Below are 20,179 nucleotides of genomic sequence, written 5' to 3' on the forward strand. Positions count from 1 at the left end.
CATGACTTCGAGTGCGCAGAACACCCCGCCCGCCCGCAGGGACCCGTGGGAGCTGCCCGACGTCTCCGGCCTCGTCGTCGGCGTGCTCGGCGGCACCGGCGACCAGGGCCGGGGGCTGGCCTGGCGGCTGGCGCGGGCCGGGCAGCGGGTCGTCGTCGGCTCCCGCAAGGCGGAGCGGGCCGAGGCGACGGCGGCCGAGCTGGGGAGCGGCGTCGAGGGCGCCGGCAACGCGGAGTGCGCGCGGCGCAGCGACGTGGTGATCGTCGCGGTGCCGTGGGACGGGCACGAGGCGACGGTGCGCTCGCTGCGCGACGAGCTGGCGGGCAAGCTGGTCGTCGACTGCGTGAACCCGCTGGGCTTCGACAAGAAGGGCGCGTACCCGATCCGCCCCGCCGAGGGCAGCGCGGCCGAGCAGGCGGCGGCGCTGCTGCCCGAGTCGCGGGTCACGGCGGCGTTCCACCACCTGTCGGCGGTGCTGCTGCGGGACCCGGAGGTGGAGCGGATCGAGACGGACGTGATGGTGCTGGGCGAGTCCCGCGAGGACACGGACGTCGTGCAGGCGCTGGCCGGGCTGGTCCCGGGGATGCGCGGCGTGTACGCGGGCCGGCTGCGCAACGCGCACCAGGTGGAGTCGCTGGTGGCGAACCTGATCTCGGTCAACCGGCGCTACCGCGCGCACGCCGGGGTGCGGCTCACGGACGTCTGAGAACGCGCGGGGGCGGTGCGGGGCGGCCCCGGCGTGGAGGCACAATGGATCCGCCCGCCGTACCCCCCGAGGAGCCCGCCCCCATGCCGTCCGAGCCGTCCGCGCCGTCCCCGCGCACGCCCGCCCGCGCCGAGCCGAGCAGGCTCGCCGTCTTCACCGCCGTCGTGTGCGTGCTGTCGGTCGCCGCGGCGGTGGTGTCGTTCGCCCAGGGCTACTGGATCGGGGCGGTCTGGGTGCTGCTGGCCGGGCTCTCGTCGAACATGACCTGGTTCTACGTACGCCGCGCGCGCCTGGCCCGCGCCGCCGGGCAGGGCCCGGCGGAGGGCTAGCCCGCGGCCGGGCCCGGGCCGGGGCCGGGAGCCGGGGGCTCAGGCCGTACGGCGGCGGCCCCAGCCGAAGAAGTACACCGCCGCGCCCAGCGAGACCGCGAAGACGCCGCTCGCGGCGACCGCCGGCCAGGCGTCGTCGCCGCGCACGGCGGGGGATCCCGGGGAGCCCATCGCGGGGGCGCGGCCGGGGTTCTTGCCGTCGCCGGTCGCGTGCGGCGCGTCCTGCTGTACGGGGACGTGGGCGGCGGCCTGCGCCGCGGCGGGCGGCTGGAGCGCCGCGGCGGGGGCGGCGACGGCCGCCCAGAGCAGCGGCGCGGCGAGGCCGGTGAGCAGCAGGCTGCGGCCGGGGTGTGCGGGCTGTCCGGGCTGTCCGGGGGACATGGGCGGGGTTCCTCTCCACGGGGCCGGCGTCTTCCCGTCAGCGTCCGCGCGGCCCCCGCCCGCGCCGCGTCGGCACGACGGCGGGCACCCGCATGCAGTTAATAAGATCACCGCATCGGCGCATCATCCTCGCGCCCGGGGAGCCCGCCGTCCCGCCGCCGCGTCAGTGGAAGGTGTGCTCCTCCGCCGGGAACGCGGCCCCGCCGACGTCCTCCGCGAAGGCCCGGGCGGCGTCGCCGAGGGTCTCCCGCAGCCGCGCGTACTGCTTGACGAAGCGCGGCAGCTTCCCGCCGGTGAGCCCCGCCATGTCGGTCCAGACGAGCACCTGCGCGTCGGTGTCCGGCCCGGCGCCGATGCCGATCGTCGGGATCTGCAACGAGCGGGTCACCTCGGCCGCCAGCTCCGCCGGCACCAGCTCCAGCACCACCGCGAACGCGCCCGCCTCCTGCGCGGCCTTCGCGTCGCGCACCAGCCGGTGGGCGTCCTCGTCGGAGCGGCCCTGGACCCGGTAGCCCATGGCGTTGACGGACTGCGGGGTGAGGCCGAGGTGGGACATCACCGGGATGCCGGACTCCACCAGCAGCTCGGTCTGGGCCAGCGACCGCTCGCCGCCCTCCAGCTTCACCGCGCCCACGCCGGCGTCCTTGACCAGCCGCGTCGCCGAGCGGAGCGCCTGGACCGGGCCCTCCTGGTACGAGCCGAACGGCAGGTCGCCGACGACCAGCGCGCGCCGCGTGCCGCGGACCACGGCGGCGGAGAGCATGGTCATCTCGTCCAGCGTCACCGGCACGGTGGTGTCGTAGCCGAGGTGGACGTTGCCCATGGAGTCGCCGACCAGCAGCACGGGGATCCCGGCCTCGTCGAAGATGCCGGCGGTGGTCGAGTCATACGCGGTCAGCATGGGCCACTTCTCGCCGCGCTCCTTGGCGGCGGCGAGGTCCCGGACCGTCACCCGGCGAACCCGGTTGCTTCCGGCCCCGCCGTCCCCGCCGTACAGCGCGGGGGTGGCGCCGGCGCCGCCGGACGGCTTGCGGGCATGCGAAACGTGCGTCATCGCAAACGCTCCTTCGTCATCTCGAGGCGCCCTGACGGCGTCCCCGGACCACTTCCATGCTGGCACGTCCCCCGGGCGAACGACACCCCCGCCCCGGCACGTGTGCGGAAGGTCGCACGCCCGCCCGCGGCAGGCTCTTGACCTGCTGTTTGCCCCTTGACCGCGGCTTTGCCGGGCCTTGGGGAGACAAAACGGCGGGGTCCCGGAACCGGCGTTAGCGTGGACATCATGGACACCGCGAACCACGTGGCGCCGGCCGTCCACCGCCGTCGCTGGCTCATCCTCGGCGTACTCGTCTTCAGCCTGATCGTCGTCGTCCTCGACAACTCCATCCTCAACGTCGCGATGAAGACCATCGCCACCCCGCCGCCCACCGGGCTGGGCGCCAGCCAGAGCGAGCTGGAGTGGGCCATCGACGCGTACACCCTGGCCTTCGCGGGCCTGCTGTTCACCGCGGGCGTCGTCGGCGACCGGGTGGGGCGCAAGCGGGTGCTGCTGTCCGGCATGGTCGTCTTCGGCGTGGGCTCGGTGCTCGCCGCGTTCTCCGGCAGCCCGGCCGAGCTGATCGCCTTCCGCTCGCTGATGGGCGTGGGCGGCGCGTTCGTCATGCCCGCCACGCTGGCGATCATCGTGAACGTCTTCGAGCGCGACGAGCAGCCGAAGGCCATCGGCATCTGGGCCGGCTCGGTGGGCCTGGCCATCGCCATCGGGCCGATCACCGGCGGGCTGCTGCTGGAGCACTTCTGGTGGGGCTCGGTCTTCCTGGTCAACGTGCCGGTGATCGCCATCGCGCTGGTCGGCATGGTGCTGCTGGTGCCCGACTCCAAGGACCCGGCCCCCGGCCGGGTCGACCCCACCGGCGTGCTGCTGTCCATCGCCGGCCTGGTGCTGATCGTCTACGGCGTGGTCCGCGGCGGCCAGCTCGCCGACTTCACCGCGCCCGGGGTCTGGAGCACGATCCTCGGCGGCGTGGTCGTCCTCGGGCTCTTCGTCGTGTCCGAGGCCCGCAGCCGGCACCCGGCGCTCGACATGCGGTGGTTCCGTAACCCGGCGTTCTCGGCCGCGGTCGCCGTGATCGGGCTGGTGTTCTTCGCGCTCATGGGCGTGACGTTCTTCATGGTCTTCTACATCCAGAGCGTGCGCGGCTTCTCGCCGCTGGAGTCCGGGCTGCTCCTGCTGCCGCTGGCCGTCGCCCAGCTGATCTTCGCGCCGCGGTCCCGGCTGGTCGTCGACCGGTTCGGCGCCCGGGCGGTGTGCACGGTGGCGATGCTGGTCATCGCCGCCTCCTTCACCGGCTTCCTGCTGCTGGACGAGTCGTCGCCGATCTGGGTGCTGGAAGTGCTGTTCTTCCTCATGGGCACGGCCATGGCGCACGTCATGCCGCCCGCCACCGTCTCGATCATGCAGTCGCTGCCGCGCGAGAAGGCCGGGTCCGGCTCCGCGGTCAACAACACCTTCCGGCAGGTCGGCGGCGCGCTCGGGGTCGCCGTGCTCGGCTCGCTGATGTCGTCGGTCTACCGCGGCCGGCTGGAGCTGCCGGCCGGTGCGCCGCACGAGGCGGGCGAGTCGATCGAGGCCACCCGCACCTTCGCGGAGCGCGCCGGGCCCGCCGGGAAGGAGCTGATGACGCACGCGGACGGCGCGTTCGTCACGGCGATGCACGTGACCTCGCTGGCGGCGGCGGGAGCGGCGCTGCTGGGCGCGGCGGTGGCCGCGGCGTTCCTGCCGGCGAAGGACCGGGGCGGGACGGAACCGGCGCGGGGCGGGGAGGACGCGGCGGCGAGGCCGAAACAGGCGGCGGGCCCGCGCCGACGGCGTACGTTCACCTGACCGGGGAAATGTCCCCGTTTCGCTACGGTGACCTTCCGGCCCGGCCCATCCGCAACTCGCGGCACCGTCCCGCTCGTCGGATAAGGGGTGACGGGGGCGGACCGGCAAGGGCAGTGACGTGAGGAACAGCGCATGACGCACGTGGACATGGCGGAGAGCGGCCGGGACACCGCGGCCGCGGACACGGCCGGCCCCGCGGAGTCACGCGCGGTGTACTGGCGCCGCCGCCTCCGCGAGGGCCTGGGCCCGGGCACCTGGCGCCGCGGCCTGGTGATCGCCGTGCTGGCGCTGCTGACCGGCTTCGTGATGCTGGGCCACTCGGCGATCCCCAACCGGGTCGGCAACCTGGGCAGCCTGGTCGAGACGTTCCTGCCGTGGTTCGGGCTGGCCGTCCCGGTGCTGCTGGTGTGCGCGCTGTGGCGGCGGTCGCTGACCGCGATGTGCGCGCTGGTGCTGCCGGCGTTCGTCTGGTTCAACCTCTTCGGCGGGCTGATCACCGACAAGACGTCGGGCGGCGGCGACCTGACCGTCGTCAGCCACAACGTCGCCGAGGAGAACACCGACGCCACCGGCACCGCCCGCAAGCTGGTGGAGTCCGGCGCCGACGTGCTCGCCCTCCAGGAGGTCACCCGGGACAACAGGGCGGCGTACGAGGACGGCCTCGCGGCGGCGTACCCGTATCACGAGGTGGCGGGGACCGTCGGGGTGTGGAGCAAGTACCCGCTGTCCGACACCCGGCCCGTGGACCTCCGCATGGGCTGGACCCGGGCGCTGCGCACCACCGTCACCACCGACCGCGGCCCGCTCGTGCTCTACACCGCCCACCTGCCGTCCGTGCGGGTGAAGGCCGACGCCGGGTTCACCGCCAACCGCCGCGACGCCAGCGCCCACGCCCTCGGCGAGGCCATCAAGGCCGAGCCGGCCGAGCGCGTGCTCCTGCTCGGCGACCTCAACGGCACCATGAACGACCGGGCGCTGGCGAACGTCACCTCGCAGATGCGCTCCGCGCAGGGCGCGGCGGGCAACGGCTTCGGCTTCAGCTGGCCGGCCGGCTTCCCGATGGCGCGGATCGACCAGATCCTGCTGCGCGGCGTGGAGCCGGTCAGCTCCGAGGTGCTGGGCGAGACGGGCAGCGACCACCGCCCGGTACGGGCCTCGGTGGACCTGTGACCGCGCCTCCGGGCGGTCAGTACGGCGTGGCCGCGCGGGCCTCGTCGAGCGCGGCCACCGCGGTGTCGATGTCGGCGGCGCGGGTGCGGTGGCTGGTGACGCACAGCCGGATCGCGGGGCGGCCGTCGAGCCGTACGGTGCTGATCCAGGCCCGCCCGCCGCGTACGACGTGCGCGACGACCGCGGCGTGCCACGCGCCGCTGCGCTCGGCGCCCCGCGCCTCGGCGCCGGGGTCGGCGACGCACACCACCGGCAGCGCGGTGTCGTTGACGCGCCGCCAGCCGCCCGCGGCCAGCCGGCGGGCGAGCAGGCCGCCCAGCTCGGTGTCGCGTTCCAGCTGCCGGGCGAAGCCGTCCCGGCCGGCCGCGGCCAGCGCCAGGAACACCTTCAGCCCGGCGAACCTGCGGGACCACTGCACGCCGCTCCGGTACGGGTCCGGGGCCGCGGCGCTGTCCGGGGGCATGTAGGCGGTGGCCACCCGGAAGCTGTCGGCCAGCGCGGCGGGGTGCGGGGTGAGGAAGACGCCGGCGCCCATGGGGGCGGAGAGCCACTTGTGCGCGTCGACGGTGACGCTGTCGGCCCGTTCCACCCCGGCGAGCAGCGGGCGCAGCCGGTCGGAGAGCGCCAGCGCGCCGGCCCAGGCCGCGTCCACGTGGAAGTGCAGCCCCCACCCGGCGGCGAGCCGCGCCAGCTCCGGCAGCGGGTCCACGGCCCCGCCGCCGGTGGTGCCCGCGGTGCCGACGAGCAGGAACGGCAGCCGCCCGGCGGCGACGTCCGCGTCGTGCAGCGCGCGCAGCCGCGCGACGTCCAGCCGGCCCGCGGCGTCGACCGGCACGAGCCGCACGGCGCGCCGGCCGAGCCCGGTGGTGTGCGCGATCTTCAGCCAGGCGAGGTGGCTCTCGGCCGAGGCGTAGAGGACCGGCTGCCCCGGCAGGGCGGTCAGCCCGTCGTCCGGGTAGCCGGGGAAGCGGCGGGTCAGGGCGACGACGACGGCGGTGAGGTTGGCCTCGGCGCCGCCGGTGGTGAAGCTGCCGTCCGCGTCCGGCGGCAGGCCCAGGCGCGCGGCGAGGAAGCGCAGCACGTGCCGTTCGATCTCGACGGCGGCCGGGGCGTGTCCGTACGCCGCGAGCTGCGGGTTGACCCCGGCGGCGACCAGCTCGCCGGCGACTCCCGACCAGGTGGGCGTGGGCACGAACAGCCCCAGGTAGCGCGGGTGCGTGGCGTGCACCCCCCAGCGCCGCAGCGCGGCGGTCACCTCCGCCAGCAGCTCACCGGCCGGGCGCGGCGCCGCGAAGTCGTGGCCGGCCAGCCACTCCCGGATCCGGTCCGTGCCCGGCTCCGCGGGCGCCACCGGCCCCTCGGCCACCGCCTCCGCGTGCCGTACGACCAGCCCGACGGCCTCGGCGAGCAGCCCCGCCCCCGCCTCGGCGCCCACGTCCAGCGGCCCCGGCCCGTCGAGCCCGCCGAGCGCGTCGGACCCGCCGGGCGCGTCGGACCCGTCGGCCCTCTCCGCAACACCCTCCGCCATGGCACCCACCCTGGGTGCCCCGCCGCCCGCCCGCCAGGGCCAAAGGCGGCGCGGACCACCGGACCAAAGGCGGCGCCGGCCGCTACGCCCGCTCGCGCCAGCGGTTGGTGATCGGCAGCCGGCGGTCCTTGCCGAAGCCCTTCGGGGAGATCTTCGTGCCCGGCGGGTACTGGCGGCGCTTGTACTCCGCCGTGTCGACCATCCGCAGCACCCGCTCCACCAGCTCCGGCTCGTACCCCTGGGCGACGATCTCCGCGCTGCCGCGGTCGCGGTCGACGTACAGCTCCAGGATCGCGTCGAGCACGGCGTAGTCCGGCAGCGAGTCGGTGTCGAGCTGGTCGGGGCGCAGCTCGGCGCTGGGCGGCTTGGTGACGGAGTTCTCCGGGATCGGCGGGATCTCGCCGCGCTCGGCGGCTACCGCGTTGCGCCACTTCGCCAGCCGGAAGACGGCCGACTTGTAGACGTCCTTGATCGGGCCGTACGCGCCGACCGAGTCGCCGTAGAGCGTGGAGTAGCCCACGGCCAGCTCGCTCTTGTTGCCGGGGGCCAGCACGAGCGGGCCGTCCTGGTTGGAGACGGCCATGAGCAGGGTGCCGCGCAGCCGGGACTGGAGGTTCTCCTCGGCCAGGCCGGTCAGCCCCAGGGAGGCCATGTAGGCGTCGAACATCGGGCCGATGGGGACGCTGCGCAGGTGCAGCCCGGTGCGGCGGGCGAGCTCGGCGGCGTCGTCGCGGGAGTGCTGGGAGGAGTAGCGCGAGGGCATGGAGATGCCGTACACGTGCGCCGCGCCGAGCGCGTCGCAGGCGACGGCGGCGACGAGGGAGGAGTCGATGCCGCCGGAGAGGCCGACGAGGACGGAGTCGAAGCCGTTCTTCCCGACGTACGCGCGCAGCCCGGTGACCAGCGCGGTGTACATCTCCTCCTCGTCGCTCAGGCGCTCGGCGACGGTCCCCGCGTACCGCCGCGGGTACGGCGCGACGGGCTCCGCCGACAACGTCACGTGCTCGACGCGCAGACCCTCATCGGCGAGGCCGGCGGTGCCGGACGGCGGCTCGGCGGCCGCGGCGGGCAGGTCGAGGTCGACGAGCAGGCACTCCTCGGTGAACTGCGCGGCGCGGGCGACGACCTCGCCGCGCTCGTCGACGACGATCGAGTCGCCGTCGTAGACCAGCTCGTCCTGGCCGCCGGTCATCGCGACGTACGCCGTCGTGCAGCCGGCCTCCTGGGCGCGCTTGCGGACCAGCTCCAGGCGGGTGTCGTCCTTGTTCAGCTCGTACGGGGAGGCGTTGACGGTGACGAGGAGGCCGGCGCCGGCGCGGCGCGCGGCGGGCACCCGGCCGCCGTCCTGCCACAGGTCCTCGCAGATGGCCAGCGCGATGTCGACGCCGGCGACGCGGACGACGGGCATGGTGTCGCCGGGGACGAAGTAGCGGAACTCGTCGAAGACGCCGTAGTTGGGCAGGTGGTGCTTGGCGAAGGTGAGGACCACCTCGCCGCCGTGCAGCACGGCGGCCGCGTCCTCGGGGGAGCCGGCGGGCAGCCCGTAGCGGTGGCGCTCCTCGCTGCGGTCCAGGTAGCCGACGAGGACGGGGGTGCCGCCCAGGCCCTCGTCGGCCAGCCGCCCGGCGAGCGCGCGCAGCGCGGCGCGGGACGCCTCGACGAAGGACGAGCGCAGGGCGAGGTCCTCGACCGGGTAGCCGGTGAGCACCATCTCGGGGAAGGCCACGAAGTGCGCGCCGCGGTCGGCCGCGTGCCGGGTCCGGCGGACGACGGCATCCGCGTTGCCGGCGAGGTCGCCGACGGTGGCGTCGATCTGGTTCAGCGCGAGACGTAGTTGAGGCACGCGGCCAGTTTATCGTCCGTCTGACGCGATGCCGTGCGGGGGCCGGGCGGGCGGGAACCTGTACGTCGCTGAGGACGGCGGCAGCCATGGCATGGCGCAGCGCATGGAGATCAACATCGTGACTTCCCCCCTCCCCGAAGGGAGGGGCTTCATTCCCTCGCGGGATTGAGGTTCCTGGTTCATCGGGCCGCGCCTCCCCGGAAGGCTCCGAGGCCGGTCTTACCGTCCCTCCGCAGGCGTTTTACAAGTCCGCCAGCCCGACGGCCTTGATGTTCTTCGCCGCGTTCACGTCGCGGTCGTGGACGGTTCCGCAACTCGGGCACGCCCACGACCGCACGTTGAGCGGCAGCTTCTCGTTGACGTGACTGCACCCCTTCGTGGAACACAGCTTCGAACTCGGGTACCAGCGGTCCACGACCAGCAGGCTGCGCCCGTACCAGGCGGTCTTGTACTCCAGCATGCTTCGCAGCTCTCGCCATGCGGCATCGGAGATGGCGCGGGCGAGGCTGTGGTTGTTCATCATGTTGCGCACGGTCAGATCCTCGATCACGAGCGTTTGGTTTTCGCGCACGAGTCGAGTGGTGAGCTTGTGCAGGTGGTCGCGTCGCCGGTCGGCGATCCGCGCATGGACACGGGCCATGGCCGTGCGGGCTTTGGCCCGGTTGTTCGATCCCTTGGCCTTGCGGCCCAGGGCACGCTGGGCCTTGGCCAGCTTCCGCCGGTCAGCTCGTTCGTGACGCGGACTGGCGATCTTCTCCCCGGTGGAGAGCGTGACCAGGTGCGTCAGGCCCGCATCGATACCGACAGCCATGTCCGTCGCCGGGTGGGGTGCGACGGTCTCCTCCACAAGCAGGGAGACGAACCAGCGTCCCGCAGCATCGCAGGAGACCGTGACCGTGGACGGCTCCGTGCCCTCCGGGAGAGGTCGGTGCCACACGATGGCCAGAGGTTCGCTGGTCTTGGCCAACTTGAGTTGGCCGCCCTTGAAGGTGAAAGCGTTGTTCGCGAAGGCTGCCGACTTCCGGGACTTCTTCTTGCTCTTGAAGCGCGGGTACCGGGCCCGCCTGCCGAAGAAGTTGCTGAAGGCAGCCTGCTGAGCGCGTAGTGCCTGCTGGAGCGGGACGTTGGACACCTCGCGAAGAAATGCCGAGCCCTCTTCCTGCTTCCAGGCGGTGAGCCACTTCGCGGTGTCCACGTAGGTGGTGGACTTTCCTTCGTCCTTGTACCGGCGCGACCGCTCGGCCAGAGCCTTGTTCCAGACGTACCGGACACAGCCGAACGTGCGGTGCAACAGCGCCGCCTGCTCGCTGGTCGGGTAGAAGCGGTACTTGTACGCCCGTTTGATCGCCTGAGGCATGGCTGACACGATAGCTCATGATCGTGTCAGAATTCCAAGCACGGGCCGGTACCGGCCTATCCCCGCCCTGAAGGAGGGGGCGTAGCCACGATGTGGTGAGGGCGTCGGGTTTTCCTGCGCGGCGCCCGGGCGTTCGGCAGCATCCCGCCCATGGATGCCGTGCGTGTGGCGCTGCTGCGGGAAGTGCTGGCCGGGACCGAGTGGCCGGGTGCCGCGCGGCGGTTCGCCGGGGCGCTGCGGGGGGCCGTCGAGGCGCAGGGCGGGGGGCTGCTGCTCGTGGGCACCGAGGCGTACGAGCCGTGGCATCTCGCCGCCCACCTCGACGACGAGGCCGCCTGGTCCGGGCTGCGGGCCCTCTCCCCCACCCTCGTACGCCACCGGGTGCCGCCCGCGGGACCCGCCCACCTCGGCGTCGGGCTCGGGCGGCTGGAGGCCGCCGGGCGCGGCGAGACCCTCCTCGTCGTCGCCCCCGGCGACCCCGGCGACGCGCTGCTGGAGCGCGTCGGCGACGCCCGCCGCGCCGGGGCGGCGGTCCTCGCGCTGGACGGCGGCTCCGCCGAGCTGCCGGGGCTGGCCCACGAGCTGCTCACGGTGCCCGGCGGCAGCGACAGCGGCGGCGAGGGCGAGGGCGACGGCATCGACATGGAGACCGTTCAGCACCTGGTCAGCGCCGCCGCCGGCGAGAACGGCGCGCCGGCCCCCACCCCCGCCGCCTCCGCCCGCACCGGCCTCCGGGCCCGCCTCACCCGTCTCGCCGAGGTGCTCTCGTCCCCTCCCCCGGCACGCTGGTAACCCGCCCCGCGCGGCGCCCCGGGCCGTAATTCCGTTGCGGCGCTCCGGCCGCCCGCCGGACCATAGCCGCTCGTGACCGACGACTCCCCGGCCCCCACCCACGCACCCGCGGCGCGCCGCGCCTACCGCGACCTCCTCCCCGACCTCGCCCCCTGGCACGCCTCCCGCGACTTCCGCCTCATGTGGGTCGCCGGCCTCATCACCTCCTTCGGCAGCTTCCTGACCTTCGTCGCCCTGCCCGTCCAGGTGAAGGAGCTGACCGGCTCCGCGTTGGCGGTCGGCGCGATCGGCACGGTGGAGCTGGTCCCGCTCATCGTCTTCGGCCTCTACGGCGGCGCCCTCGCCGACGCCGTGGACAAGCGGAAGCTCATCCTCTACAGCGAGGCGGGCCTCGGCCTCGCCTGCGCCGTGCTGCTGGTCAACAGCCTCCTGCCGGACCCCATGCTCTGGCCGCTGTACGTCGTCGCCGCCCTCACCAGCGCCCTGACCGGCATCCAGCGCCCCGCCCTGGACTCGATCGTCCCGCGCATCGTGCCGCACGAGCACCTGCCCGCCGCCGCCGCGCTCAACGCCCTGCGCTGGCAGATCGGCGGCATCGCCGGCCCCGCGCTCGCCGGGTTCATCGTGGCGTACGCCGGCCTGCCCTGGGCGTACGCGCTGGACGCCGGGACCTTCGCCGTGTCCGTCGGGCTGGCGCTCCTGCTCAGCCCCTCCCCCGCCGCCCACGAGGCGGTCTCGCCCAGCCTGCGCGCCATCGCGGAGGGCGCGCGGTACGCCTGGAGCCGCAAGGAGCTGCTGGGCACGTACGCCATCGACCTGTCGGCGATGTTCTTCGCCTTCCCGCTGGCGCTGTTCCCGTTCCTCGCCGACGACCTGGACGCGCCGTGGGCGCTGGGGCTGATGTACGCGGCGCTGCCCGCCGGTTCGCTGCTGGTGAGCCTGACGAGCGGGTGGACCCGGCGGGTGCACCGGCACGGCCGGGCGGTGATGCTGGCGGCGACCGGGTGGGGGCTGGCGATCGCGGCGGCGGGGGTGATGCCGAGCGCGTGGGCGGTGCTGGCCCTGCTGACGGTGGCGGGCGCGTTCGACATGGTCAGCGGGGTGTTCCGGGCGGCGATGTGGAACCAGACGATCCCCGACGAGCTGCGCGGCCGGCTTGCGGGCATCGAGCTGCTGTCGTACTCGGTCGGCCCGGTGGCCGGCCAGTTCCGCTCCGGCGGGATGGCGGCGCTGACAAGCGTGCGGACGTCGTTCTGGTCGGGCGGGGTGCTGTGCGCGGGGGCGGTGGTGCTGCTGGCGGCGTGCCTGCCGAAGCTGATGACGTACGACGCGCGCACGAACGAGCACGCGATACGGGAACGGGAGCGCCGCGCCGCCGCGGCGGCGGGGAAGGCGGCGGCGCAGGACCCGGCGACCTGACCACCGCCTGACCACCGCCCGGAGCCGCACCCGCGGCCCTCCACCGCCCGGAGGGGCAAGGCACGCCCCGGCGCCCGGGGCCTGCCGCCCCGTACCGCCGCACCGCTTCAGCGGCCCTGCGCGTCCCCGCCCTCCCCGTCCTCGTGCCACCGGGCGTCGTCCTCGTCCCACTCCTCGTTCCGGGCCTGCGCGGTCTCGATCGCCCGCGCCGCCTCCTCCGGCGTCGTGTACGGCCCGAGGCGGTTCGCCGCCCGGCACTGCGGCCCCTCCTCGACCCGCCTGTGCTCCAGGCAGTAGTACCACTCGCCCGGCTTACCCGCCGTCTTCCGCTTGAACAGGGCCATCCCACTCCTCACCCGCGCTGTCCACGCACCTTCTGCCGCCGCCCATCGTGCCTGATCCGCCGTCGTCCGCCGCCGTTAGACTCGGACCATGTCCAGCCAGTCCTCGCTGCTCGCTCCCGGTACCCTCTCCCCGCGCCGCACCGTCCCCGCCGCCATCCCCCGCCCCGAGTACGTCGGGAAGAAGGCGCCCACCCCCTACACCGGTCCCGAAGTGCAGGACGAGGAGACCGTCGAGCGGATGCGCACCGCGGGCCGGATCGCCGCGCGGGCGCTGGCCGCCGCGGCGGAGCGCATCGCGCCCGGGGTGACGACGGACGAGCTGGACCGGGTGGCGCACGAGTACCTGTGCGACCACGGCGCGTACCCCTCGACCCTCGGCTACCGCGGCTTTCCCAAGTCGCTGTGCTCCTCGGTCAACGAGGTGATCTGCCACGGCATCCCGGACTCCACGGTGCTGCGCGACGGCGACATCGTGAACCTGGACGTCACCGCCTTCACCGGCGGCGTGCACGGCGACACCAACGCCACGTACCTCGTCGGCGACGTCGACGACGCCTCCCGGCTGCTGGTCGAGCGCACCCGCGAGGCGCTGGACCGGGCGATCCGGGCGGTCCGGCCGGGCCGGCAGGTCAACGTCATCGGGCGGGTCATCCAGTCGTACGCGAAGCGCTTCGGCTACGGCGTCGTGCGGGACTTCACCGGCCACGGCGTCCACACCGCCTTCCACTCCGGCCTGATCATCCCGCACTTCGACGACCCGCGCGCCACCACGGTGATGCGGACGGGGATGACGTTCACCATCGAGCCGATGCTGACGCTGGGGACGTACGAGTACGACAAGTGGGACGACGGCTGGACGGTGGTCACCAGGGACCGCAGCCGCACGGCGCAGTTCGAGCACACGCTGGTGGTGACGGACTCCGGTGCCGAGGTGCTGACGCTGCCGTAGGCGCACGCGGATGATACCGACGCGGCGTCGGGAACCTATTGACTTAGGTAAGCCTAACCAAAGAGAATCGTCACGCCCACCGCCCCTGCCGTGCCCGGAGGCCAGCCTTGGACGCGACGCCGTTCTCTGCCCAGCTGCGTACCGAATCCCACGACCAGCACACCGAGGCCGAGCAGTCCGCCTTCATGAGCGAGATGCTGGGCGGCACCCTGGGCATCGCGGCCTACCGGCGCTACACCGAACAGCTGTGGTTCGTCTACCGCGCACTGGAGGACGGCTGGGGCGCCCTCGCCGCCGACCCGGTCGCCGGCCCCTTCGTCCAGCCGGAGCTGGCCCGCGTGCCCGAGCTGGAGCGCGACCTCGACTTCCTCCACGGCGGCCCCGGCTGGCGCGCCGCCGCCGCGCCGCTGGCGGCCACGGAGGCGTACGCGGAGCGGATCGCGGACTGCGCCCGCGACTGGCCCGCCGGCTACGTCGCCCACCACTACACCCGCTACCTCGGCGACCTCTCCGGCGGCCAGATCATCCGCGGCACGGCCGAGAAGACCTGGGGCTTCGAGCGCAAGGGCGACGGCGTCCGCTTCTACGTCTTCGAGGGCGTGCCCAACCCGGCCGCGTACAAGCGCGCCTACCGCCGGCTGCTGGACGAACTGCCGGTCGACGACCTGGAGAAGCGGCGCGTGGTCGAGGAGTGCCGGCGGGCGTTCACGCTCAACACCGCGCTGTTCCACGCCCTGGAGACGCCGGACCCGCTGACCGCCTGACCCCTTGCGCTGGAGCCCGCTCCAGGGTGCATGTTGGTGACCATGGACAAGCGGACTCTGGGACGTACGGGCATCGAGGTCAGCGCCCTCGGCTTCGGCTGCTGGGCGATCGGCGGCGAGTGGTGGGACGCCGACGGCAACCCGCTGGGCTGGGGAAAGGTGGACGACGAGGAGTCGGTACGGGCCGTGCGCCGCGCCCTCGACGGCGGCGTCACGTTCTTCGACACCGCCGACGTCTACGGCACCGGCCACAGCGAGACCGTCCTCGGCCGCGCGCTCGCGGGCCGCCGGGACGACGTCGTCATCGCTACCAAGTGGGGCAACACCTTCGACGCCGGCCGCCGGACCCTGCTCCCCCGCGACCTGACCCCCGGCTACGCGCGCCGCGCGCTGACCGCCTCGCTGCGCCGCCTGGACACCGACCGCGTCGACCTCTACCAGCTGCACATCGCCGACGCCGAGCCCGAGGCCGCGGCGGCGCTGCGCGAGACGTGCGAGGACTTCGTGCGCGAGGGCCTGATCCGCGCGTACGCCTGGAGCACCGACGACCCGGAGCGCGCGGCGGTCTTCGCCGAGGGCCCGCACTGCGCGGCGGTGCAGCACCGGCTCAACGTGCTGGAGGACGCCCCGGAGATGCTGGCGCTGTGCGCGCGGTCCGGGCTGGCCAGCGTCAACCGCAGCCCGCTGGCGATGGGGCTGCTCTCCGGCGCGTACGACACGGGCTCGCGCCTCGGCGCGGGCGACATCCGCTCGGCGCCGCCGGCGTGGCTGGCGTACTTCGGCGCGGACGGGCGGGTGGCGCCGGGGTGGCTGCCGCGCATCGAGGCGATCCGCGAGGTCCTCACCTCCGGCGGCCGCACCCTGGCGCAGGGCGCGCTGGCGTGGATCTGGGCCCGCAGCCCGCACACGGTCCCGATCCCGGGCTTCCGCACAGTGGCGCAGGCGGCCCAGAACGCGGGCGCGCTGGAGGCGGGCCCGCTGACGGCCGAGCAGGTGACGGAGATCGAGCGGCTGCTGACGTAGCCCGGCGCGGCGGGCGGGCGATGCGCCGGGGAACGACGGGCCGCCAGTCACGGTGCGCCCCGGCGAGCGGCGCACCCCGACCCGCACGCCCCGGACAACCCGCCAACCTCACCACGACCCGCCCGGCGAACACCGCGCCCCAACCCGCCCCCTCCGAACAGCCCGCCGCCCGCCCAGGCCCGCTCGGCGAGAGCACCGCGCCCCGCTATGGCCCGCTCGGCGAGAGCTCCGTCGACTCGCGCTGCACCAGGTCGTACCCCGCCAGCAGCGTCGTCGGCGGCGCCTCCGCCGGGCCCTCTATCCGCGCCAGCAGCGCCTTCACCGCCAGCCGCGCCAGCTCCGGCTTGTCCGGCGAGACGCTGGTCAGCGACGGCACCATGTACCGCGCCTCCTGGATGTCGTCGAAGCCGACGACCGCCAGGTCCGCCGGGATCGCCAGCCCCTCGTCGTGCGCGACGCGCATCGCGCCCGACGCCAGCATGTCGGTGAAGCAGAACACCGCGTCCGGCGGCTCCGGCAGCGCGCGCAGCTCGCGCATCGCCGCCGCGCCGCCCGCGCGGGTGTACGCGCCCACGGCGGGCGCCAGCGCCGGGTCGTACGCGAGCCCGGCCTCGGCCAGCGCCTCGCGGTGGCCCTGCATGCGCTGCTGGGCGGTGGCGGTGGGGAGTTCGCCGTGCTGCCAGCCGACGACGCCGATGCGGCGGCGGCCGAGGCCGAGGAGGTGCCGGGTGGCGTCGCGGGCGGCGGCGACGTTGTCGATGAGCACGTGGTCGGCGGCGACCTCGTAGTCGCGCTCGCCGAGCAGCACCAGCGGGACGCGGCGTTCGCGGGCGGCCAGCGCCGCCTGGTCCAGGCCGAGGGGGCTGAGGAGCACGCCGTCGATGAGCGGGTCGCTCAGCCCGCAGGCGATGCGCAGCTCCTCGGCCGGGTCGCCGTCGGTGACCTCGACGAGGACGGTCTGCCCGCTCTCCTTGGCGGCGGCGATCACGCAGGTGGCCAGCTCCGCGAAGTAGGGCGCGACGAGTTCGGGGACGGCCAGCGCGATGACGCCGCTGCGGCCGGTGCGCAGGTGGCGGGCGGAGGCGTGGGGGCGGTAGCCGAGCTCGTCGATGGCGGCGAGGACGCGTGCGCGGGTGGGCCCGGCGACGCGCGGGGCGCCGCGGACGACGTTCGAGACGGTCTTGATCGAGACACCGGCGCGTTCTGCGACGTCCTTGAGGCGGGCCCCGGACACGGCTTCCTCCCGATTCCTCCGCGGTTCCGCCGCGGTTCTGGCTGCGGCCACACCTTACGCCTTCCTGCGCAGCCTGTTGACGTGGTGCGCACGGGGATATACAACGTTGCACCAAGAACGGATTACAACGTTGTACAAGTTCGCCGCGGAAAGGGACATCCGCCATGCTCCGACGCCTCACCTCCCCCGATCGGGCCGCGCCCGCCCCCACCCGCCGCGCCCTGCTGCGCGGCACCGCCGGCCTCGCCGCCGGCGCCGCCGCCACCGCGGCGCTCAGCGGCTGCGGCTCGACCATCGCCCAGGGCTTCACCGGCGGCGAACCCCCCGCGGACCGGCTCAACTTCTGGAACCCCTTCACCGGCGGCGACGGCGCCCGCATGGTCGCCATGCAGGAGGAGTACGAGAAGGCGCACCCCGGGAACTCCCTGAAGGCCACCACCTTCGTCTGGGGCAACCCGTACTACACCAAGCTCAGCCTCGCCACCGTCGGCGACCGCCCCCCGCACGTCGCCATCGCGCACCTGTCGAAGCTGCCGGTGCTCGCCCGGGCCGGGCTGCTCACCGAGCTGCCCGCCGCCGCCCTCGGCCGGCAGGGCATGACCCCGGACAAGTTCGACGCCAAGCCGTGGCGCAAGTCCCACGTCGACGACCGGCTCTACGGCGTCCCCCTCGACACCCACCCCTTCGCCCTGTACTTCCGCACCGACATCGCCGAGAAGGCCGGTCTCCTCGACGGCGGCGAACTCGCCGACATCGACGGCGCCGACAAGTTCGCCGACGCGCTGCGCGCCGCGAAGGAGGTCACCGGCGCCTTCGGCGGCTCGGTCGCCTCCATCAAGGACTCGGCCACCCAGTTCCGCCTCTTCCTCTCCTTCTACACCCAGCTCGGCGGCCGCCCGCTGGTCGCCGACGCCGGCGCCACCGTGACCGTCGACCTCGGCGCCGCCGAGGAGGCGCTCGCGTACATCCGGCGCCTCGGCGAGGAGAAGCTCATCCCCACCGGCGTCGACGGGCAGGCCGCCATCACGATGCTCACCACCGGCAAGGCCGGGTTCCTGATGGACGGCGTCTGGCAGATCATCGCCGTGCTGGACTCCGGGGTGAAGTTCGACATGCGGCCGCTGCCGCGGGTCTTCTCCGACGCCCCGTACGCCTGCTTCGCCGACAGCCACGCCCTGGTCGTGCCCCGGCAGCCGCGGCAGGACGACGACCGCCTCGACATGTCGCTGGAGTTCGCCGCCTCGCTGCTGGGCTCCAGCAAGCTGTGGGCCGAGGGCGGCCACATCCCCGCCTGGCTGCCGACCCAGCGCTCGGCCGCGTACCGCGAACTGACACCCCAGTCCCACTACACCGAGGCCGCCGAGGGCGCCGCCTACGACCCCGTCGCCTGGTACGGCGGCGCGGGCAGCAACCTGCAGATCAACGTGGGCGACGCGGTCACCGCCGCGCTCACCGGCCGGCAGCGGCCGCGGGCCGCCGCCGAACGCATCCGCGACGAGCTGCGCACGCTCGCGGACGTCGAGTCCCCGATCTGAGCCCCGCCGCCGACCCGCCCCCGCAACCGAAAGGCATCCCCGTGGCGAGTACAGCCGGTACCGGCGCCCTCACCCCCGACCGCACCCGCGCCGCCGGTACCGTGCGCGGCCGGCTCGCGGGCCCGGCCCTGATCGCGCCGTTCGCGTTCTTCTTCGTCGTCTTCCTGGTCGGCCCGCTGATCTACACCTTCGTGGCGGGCTTCTTCAACGGCAGCCTGCTGCGCGACGGCTTCGGCAGCTGGGTCGGCCTCACCAACTACGCGGACGTGCTGAACGACCCCGAGTTCTGGCGCACGCTGAAGCACACCCTGTGGTTCACCGTGCTCACCACGATCCCGCTGGTGCTGCTGGCGCTGGCCCTCGCGATCCTCGCCGACCGGTTCGTCCGCGGCCGGTGGTTCTTCCGCTTCGCCTTCTTCGCGCCGTACGTGATCCCGTCCGCGTCCGTCTCGCTGATCTTCATGTGGGGCGTGCTCGCCGACCAGACCGGCCTCGCGCAGGACTGGCTGAAGGCCCTCGGCGTCGACGCCCCGCCGTCCTGGCTGGGCGACCCGAGCTGGGCGATGTGGTCGATGGCCGGCGTCACCGTCTGGTGGACCGTCGGCTTCAACTTCGTGCTCTACCTCGCCGGCCTCCAGGAGATCCCCCGCGACGTGCACGAGGCCGCCGCGATCGACGGCGCCGGCCCCTGGCAGCGCATCCGGCACGTCGTCATCCCCATGCTCGGGCGGACCACGACCCTCGTCACCGTGCTCCAGATCGTCGCCTCGCTGAAGGTCTTCGACCAGATCTACATGATGACCGGCGGCGGCCCCGACGGCTCCACCCGGCCGACGCTCCAGTACATCGTCGACACCGGCTTCACCGACGGCCGCACCGGCTACGCCTCGGTCGTCTCCCTCTTCCTCTTCCTCGTCATCCTGCTGATCTCCCTGGTCTGGTTCTTCCTCGTCCGCCGGGCAGAGAAGGAGAGCTGAGCCATGGCCCACACCAAGGAAAGCCCCGCCGCCGCCACCGCCGGCGCGCCCGCCCGCGCGGCCGCCGCCCCCGCGCCCCGGCGCGGCTACGACGCCGAGAAGCTCTTCAACCGCGTCGCGCTCGGCGTCCTGATCGCCTTCGCCCTGCTGTGGCTGGTGCCGCTGCTGTTCGCGACGGCGATATCCCTCCGGCCGGCGGACGAGATAGCCGTCGACCCGACGTCCTGGTTCTCCTCCGACCCGACGTTCGCGGCGTACACGGACCTCTTCGACAAGGGCAAGCTGCCCTACTGGTACGCCAACAGCTTCATCGTCTCCCTGCTGACCACGGTGCTCACCGTCGTCACCGCCTCGCTCGCCGCCTTCGGGCTCTCCCAGGTGCGCTTCCGCTTCCGCCGCGGGGTGTTCCTGCTGCTGCTCGCCGGGATCATGATCCCGATGCAGGTGCTGATGATCCCGCAGTTCCTCGCGCTCCAGGAGGTCGGCCTGCTCAACACGTACTGGGGCGTGGTCCTGCCGCAGGTGCCGAACGTCGTCGCCGTCTTCGTCTTCAAGCAGTTCTTCGACGGCATCCCCAGGGAGCTGATCGAGGCCGCCCGCGCCGACGGAGCCGGCTGGCTGCGCACGTACTGGCAGATCGTGATGCCGGTGTCCCGGCCCGCCGTGTCGGCCGTGACGATCTTCGTCTTCGTGCAGGTGTGGAACAACTTCCTGTGGCCGCTGCTGGTGGTCACCGACCCGGAGATGATGACGCTGCCGGTCGGCCTCAACTCCGTCCAGGACGCCTTCGGCATCCCGTACGCCCAGCTGATGGCCTCCGCCGTGCTGGGCGCCATCCCGCTGCTCGTCGTCTTCGCGCTCTTCCAGCGCCGCATCGTCGAGGGCATCGCCGGTACGGGCCTGAAGTAGCCCCGGCACCGCCCGAGCACCACCGCACACCCCCC

Annotated in this window: 19 protein-coding genes; 12 read left to right on the top strand and 7 right to left on the bottom strand. The window is 73.8% G+C overall.

Features of this window, described 5'->3' with window-relative positions:
* The first annotated feature begins 1 nt into the window (after position 1).
* Both npdG and ACHZ99_RS02950 read left to right on the top strand, forming a co-directional pair.
* Positions 2–706, top strand: a complete 705-nt coding sequence (gene npdG, locus ACHZ99_RS02945) for an NADPH-dependent F420 reductase (protein WP_420302709.1) — start codon at positions 2–4, stop codon at positions 704–706.
* 83 nt (positions 707–789) lie between these two features.
* On the top strand, positions 790–1,035 hold the full coding sequence (locus tag ACHZ99_RS02950) for a hypothetical protein (RefSeq protein WP_420302710.1): 246 nt from the start codon (positions 790–792) through the stop codon (positions 1,033–1,035).
* Positions 1,036–1,074: 39 nt separating this feature from the next.
* On the opposite strand, the gene ACHZ99_RS02955 is transcribed toward ACHZ99_RS02950, so the two are convergent.
* Both ACHZ99_RS02955 and panB read right to left on the bottom strand, forming a co-directional pair.
* Entirely contained in the window at positions 1,075–1,416 is a 342-nt protein-coding gene (locus ACHZ99_RS02955) for a hypothetical protein (protein ID WP_420302711.1), read from the bottom strand.
* 163 nt (positions 1,417–1,579) lie between these two features.
* A complete protein-coding gene (gene panB / locus ACHZ99_RS02960; protein WP_420302712.1) occupies positions 1,580–2,470 on the bottom strand; it encodes a 3-methyl-2-oxobutanoate hydroxymethyltransferase in 891 nt (296 codons plus the stop codon).
* Positions 2,471–2,698: 228 nt separating this feature from the next.
* Here panB and ACHZ99_RS02965 point away from each other — a divergent pair, with 228 nt between their 5' ends.
* Positions 2,699–4,300: an MFS transporter gene (locus tag ACHZ99_RS02965; protein WP_420302713.1), complete on the top strand. Its 1,602-nt coding sequence runs from the start codon at positions 2,699–2,701 to the stop codon at positions 4,298–4,300.
* A gap of 132 nt (positions 4,301–4,432) precedes the next feature.
* Positions 4,433–5,470, top strand: coding sequence for an endonuclease/exonuclease/phosphatase family protein (locus ACHZ99_RS02970; protein WP_420302714.1), 1,038 nt, complete (start codon positions 4,433–4,435; stop codon positions 5,468–5,470).
* Between the two features lie 16 nt (positions 5,471–5,486).
* On the opposite strand, the gene ACHZ99_RS02975 is transcribed toward ACHZ99_RS02970, so the two are convergent.
* The 3 genes from ACHZ99_RS02975 to ACHZ99_RS02985 all read right to left on the bottom strand — a co-directional run bounded on the left by ACHZ99_RS02975 (position 5,487) and on the right by ACHZ99_RS02985 (position 10,198).
* Positions 5,487–6,998, bottom strand: a complete 1,512-nt coding sequence (locus tag ACHZ99_RS02975) for a pyridoxal phosphate-dependent decarboxylase family protein (protein ID WP_420302715.1) — start codon at positions 6,996–6,998, stop codon at positions 5,487–5,489.
* Between the two features lie 82 nt (positions 6,999–7,080).
* Complete coding sequence (locus ACHZ99_RS02980; RefSeq protein WP_420302716.1) at positions 7,081–8,841, bottom strand: NAD+ synthase; 1,761 nt, start codon at positions 8,839–8,841, stop codon at positions 7,081–7,083.
* A gap of 241 nt (positions 8,842–9,082) precedes the next feature.
* Positions 9,083–10,198, bottom strand: coding sequence for an RNA-guided endonuclease InsQ/TnpB family protein (locus ACHZ99_RS02985; protein ID WP_420302717.1), 1,116 nt, complete (start codon positions 10,196–10,198; stop codon positions 9,083–9,085).
* A gap of 150 nt (positions 10,199–10,348) precedes the next feature.
* Between ACHZ99_RS02985 and ACHZ99_RS02990 the strand changes: the two genes are divergently transcribed.
* Both ACHZ99_RS02990 and ACHZ99_RS02995 read left to right on the top strand, forming a co-directional pair.
* Positions 10,349–10,990 carry a hypothetical protein gene (locus ACHZ99_RS02990; protein ID WP_420302718.1) on the top strand — a complete coding sequence of 214 codons (642 nt, stop codon included), beginning with the start codon at positions 10,349–10,351 and terminating at the stop codon, positions 10,988–10,990.
* A 72-nt stretch (positions 10,991–11,062) separates the two neighbouring features.
* Complete coding sequence (locus ACHZ99_RS02995) at positions 11,063–12,409, top strand: MFS transporter (protein ID WP_420302719.1); 1,347 nt, start codon at positions 11,063–11,065, stop codon at positions 12,407–12,409.
* Positions 12,410–12,516: 107 nt separating this feature from the next.
* Here the strand turns inward: ACHZ99_RS02995 and ACHZ99_RS03000 are convergent, their stop codons facing one another.
* A complete protein-coding gene (locus ACHZ99_RS03000; protein ID WP_420302720.1) occupies positions 12,517–12,753 on the bottom strand; it encodes a hypothetical protein in 237 nt (78 codons plus the stop codon).
* 88 nt (positions 12,754–12,841) lie between these two features.
* Here ACHZ99_RS03000 and map point away from each other — a divergent pair, with 88 nt between their 5' ends.
* The 3 genes from map to ACHZ99_RS03015 all read left to right on the top strand — a co-directional run bounded on the left by map (position 12,842) and on the right by ACHZ99_RS03015 (position 15,489).
* Positions 12,842–13,702 (top strand): type I methionyl aminopeptidase, encoded by an 861-nt coding sequence (map, locus tag ACHZ99_RS03005; RefSeq protein ID WP_420302721.1) that lies wholly within the window; start codon positions 12,842–12,844, stop codon positions 13,700–13,702.
* A gap of 107 nt (positions 13,703–13,809) precedes the next feature.
* Positions 13,810–14,466 carry a heme oxygenase (biliverdin-producing) gene (locus ACHZ99_RS03010; RefSeq protein ID WP_420302722.1) on the top strand — a complete coding sequence of 219 codons (657 nt, stop codon included), beginning with the start codon at positions 13,810–13,812 and terminating at the stop codon, positions 14,464–14,466.
* Between the two features lie 30 nt (positions 14,467–14,496).
* Positions 14,497–15,489 carry an aldo/keto reductase gene (locus tag ACHZ99_RS03015; protein ID WP_420302723.1) on the top strand — a complete coding sequence of 331 codons (993 nt, stop codon included), beginning with the start codon at positions 14,497–14,499 and terminating at the stop codon, positions 15,487–15,489.
* 205 nt (positions 15,490–15,694) lie between these two features.
* Here the strand turns inward: ACHZ99_RS03015 and ACHZ99_RS03020 are convergent, their stop codons facing one another.
* The gene (locus ACHZ99_RS03020; RefSeq protein WP_420302724.1) at positions 15,695–16,723 is read right to left on the bottom strand and encodes a LacI family DNA-binding transcriptional regulator; all 1,029 of its coding nucleotides are present in this window, start codon (positions 16,721–16,723) and stop codon (positions 15,695–15,697) included.
* A 164-nt stretch (positions 16,724–16,887) separates the two neighbouring features.
* Here ACHZ99_RS03020 and ACHZ99_RS03025 point away from each other — a divergent pair, with 164 nt between their 5' ends.
* The 3 genes from ACHZ99_RS03025 to ACHZ99_RS03035 are packed head-to-tail and all read left to right on the top strand — an operon-like array spanning position 16,888 to position 20,144.
* Positions 16,888–18,258: an extracellular solute-binding protein gene (locus tag ACHZ99_RS03025; protein WP_420302725.1), complete on the top strand. Its 1,371-nt coding sequence runs from the start codon at positions 16,888–16,890 to the stop codon at positions 18,256–18,258.
* 41 nt (positions 18,259–18,299) lie between these two features.
* Positions 18,300–19,235, top strand: a complete 936-nt coding sequence (locus ACHZ99_RS03030) for a carbohydrate ABC transporter permease (protein ID WP_420302726.1) — start codon at positions 18,300–18,302, stop codon at positions 19,233–19,235.
* A 3-nt stretch (positions 19,236–19,238) separates the two neighbouring features.
* Positions 19,239–20,144 carry a carbohydrate ABC transporter permease gene (locus tag ACHZ99_RS03035; RefSeq protein WP_420302727.1) on the top strand — a complete coding sequence of 302 codons (906 nt, stop codon included), beginning with the start codon at positions 19,239–19,241 and terminating at the stop codon, positions 20,142–20,144.
* Positions 20,145–20,179: the final 35 nt, after the last annotated feature.

It is taken from the genome of Streptomyces sp. MAR4 CNX-425 (assembly GCF_048656465.1).
Lineage (GTDB): Bacteria > Actinomycetota > Actinomycetes > Streptomycetales > Streptomycetaceae > Streptomyces.

Coding starts and splice junctions, on each gene's coding strand:
- ACHZ99_RS02990 (WP_420302718.1), top strand. CDS start 10,349: ATGGATGCCGTGCGTGTGGCGCTGCTGCGGGAAGTGCTGGCCGGGACC.
- panB (WP_420302712.1), bottom strand. CDS start 2,470: ATGACGCACGTTTCGCATGCCCGCAAGCCGTCCGGCGGCGCCGGCGCC.
- ACHZ99_RS02970 (WP_420302714.1), top strand. CDS start 4,433: ATGACGCACGTGGACATGGCGGAGAGCGGCCGGGACACCGCGGCCGCG.
- npdG (WP_420302709.1), top strand. CDS start 2: ATGACTTCGAGTGCGCAGAACACCCCGCCCGCCCGCAGGGACCCGTGG.
- ACHZ99_RS02950 (WP_420302710.1), top strand. CDS start 790: ATGCCGTCCGAGCCGTCCGCGCCGTCCCCGCGCACGCCCGCCCGCGCC.
- ACHZ99_RS02955 (WP_420302711.1), bottom strand. CDS start 1,416: ATGTCCCCCGGACAGCCCGGACAGCCCGCACACCCCGGCCGCAGCCTG.
- ACHZ99_RS02985 (WP_420302717.1), bottom strand. CDS start 10,198: ATGCCTCAGGCGATCAAACGGGCGTACAAGTACCGCTTCTACCCGACC.
- ACHZ99_RS02975 (WP_420302715.1), bottom strand. CDS start 6,998: ATGGCGGAGGGTGTTGCGGAGAGGGCCGACGGGTCCGACGCGCCCGGC.
- ACHZ99_RS03035 (WP_420302727.1), top strand. CDS start 19,239: ATGGCCCACACCAAGGAAAGCCCCGCCGCCGCCACCGCCGGCGCGCCC.
- ACHZ99_RS03015 (WP_420302723.1), top strand. CDS start 14,497: ATGTTGGTGACCATGGACAAGCGGACTCTGGGACGTACGGGCATCGAG.
- ACHZ99_RS02965 (WP_420302713.1), top strand. CDS start 2,699: ATGGACACCGCGAACCACGTGGCGCCGGCCGTCCACCGCCGTCGCTGG.
- ACHZ99_RS03025 (WP_420302725.1), top strand. CDS start 16,888: ATGCTCCGACGCCTCACCTCCCCCGATCGGGCCGCGCCCGCCCCCACC.
- ACHZ99_RS03000 (WP_420302720.1), bottom strand. CDS start 12,753: ATGGCCCTGTTCAAGCGGAAGACGGCGGGTAAGCCGGGCGAGTGGTAC.
- map (WP_420302721.1), top strand. CDS start 12,842: ATGTCCAGCCAGTCCTCGCTGCTCGCTCCCGGTACCCTCTCCCCGCGC.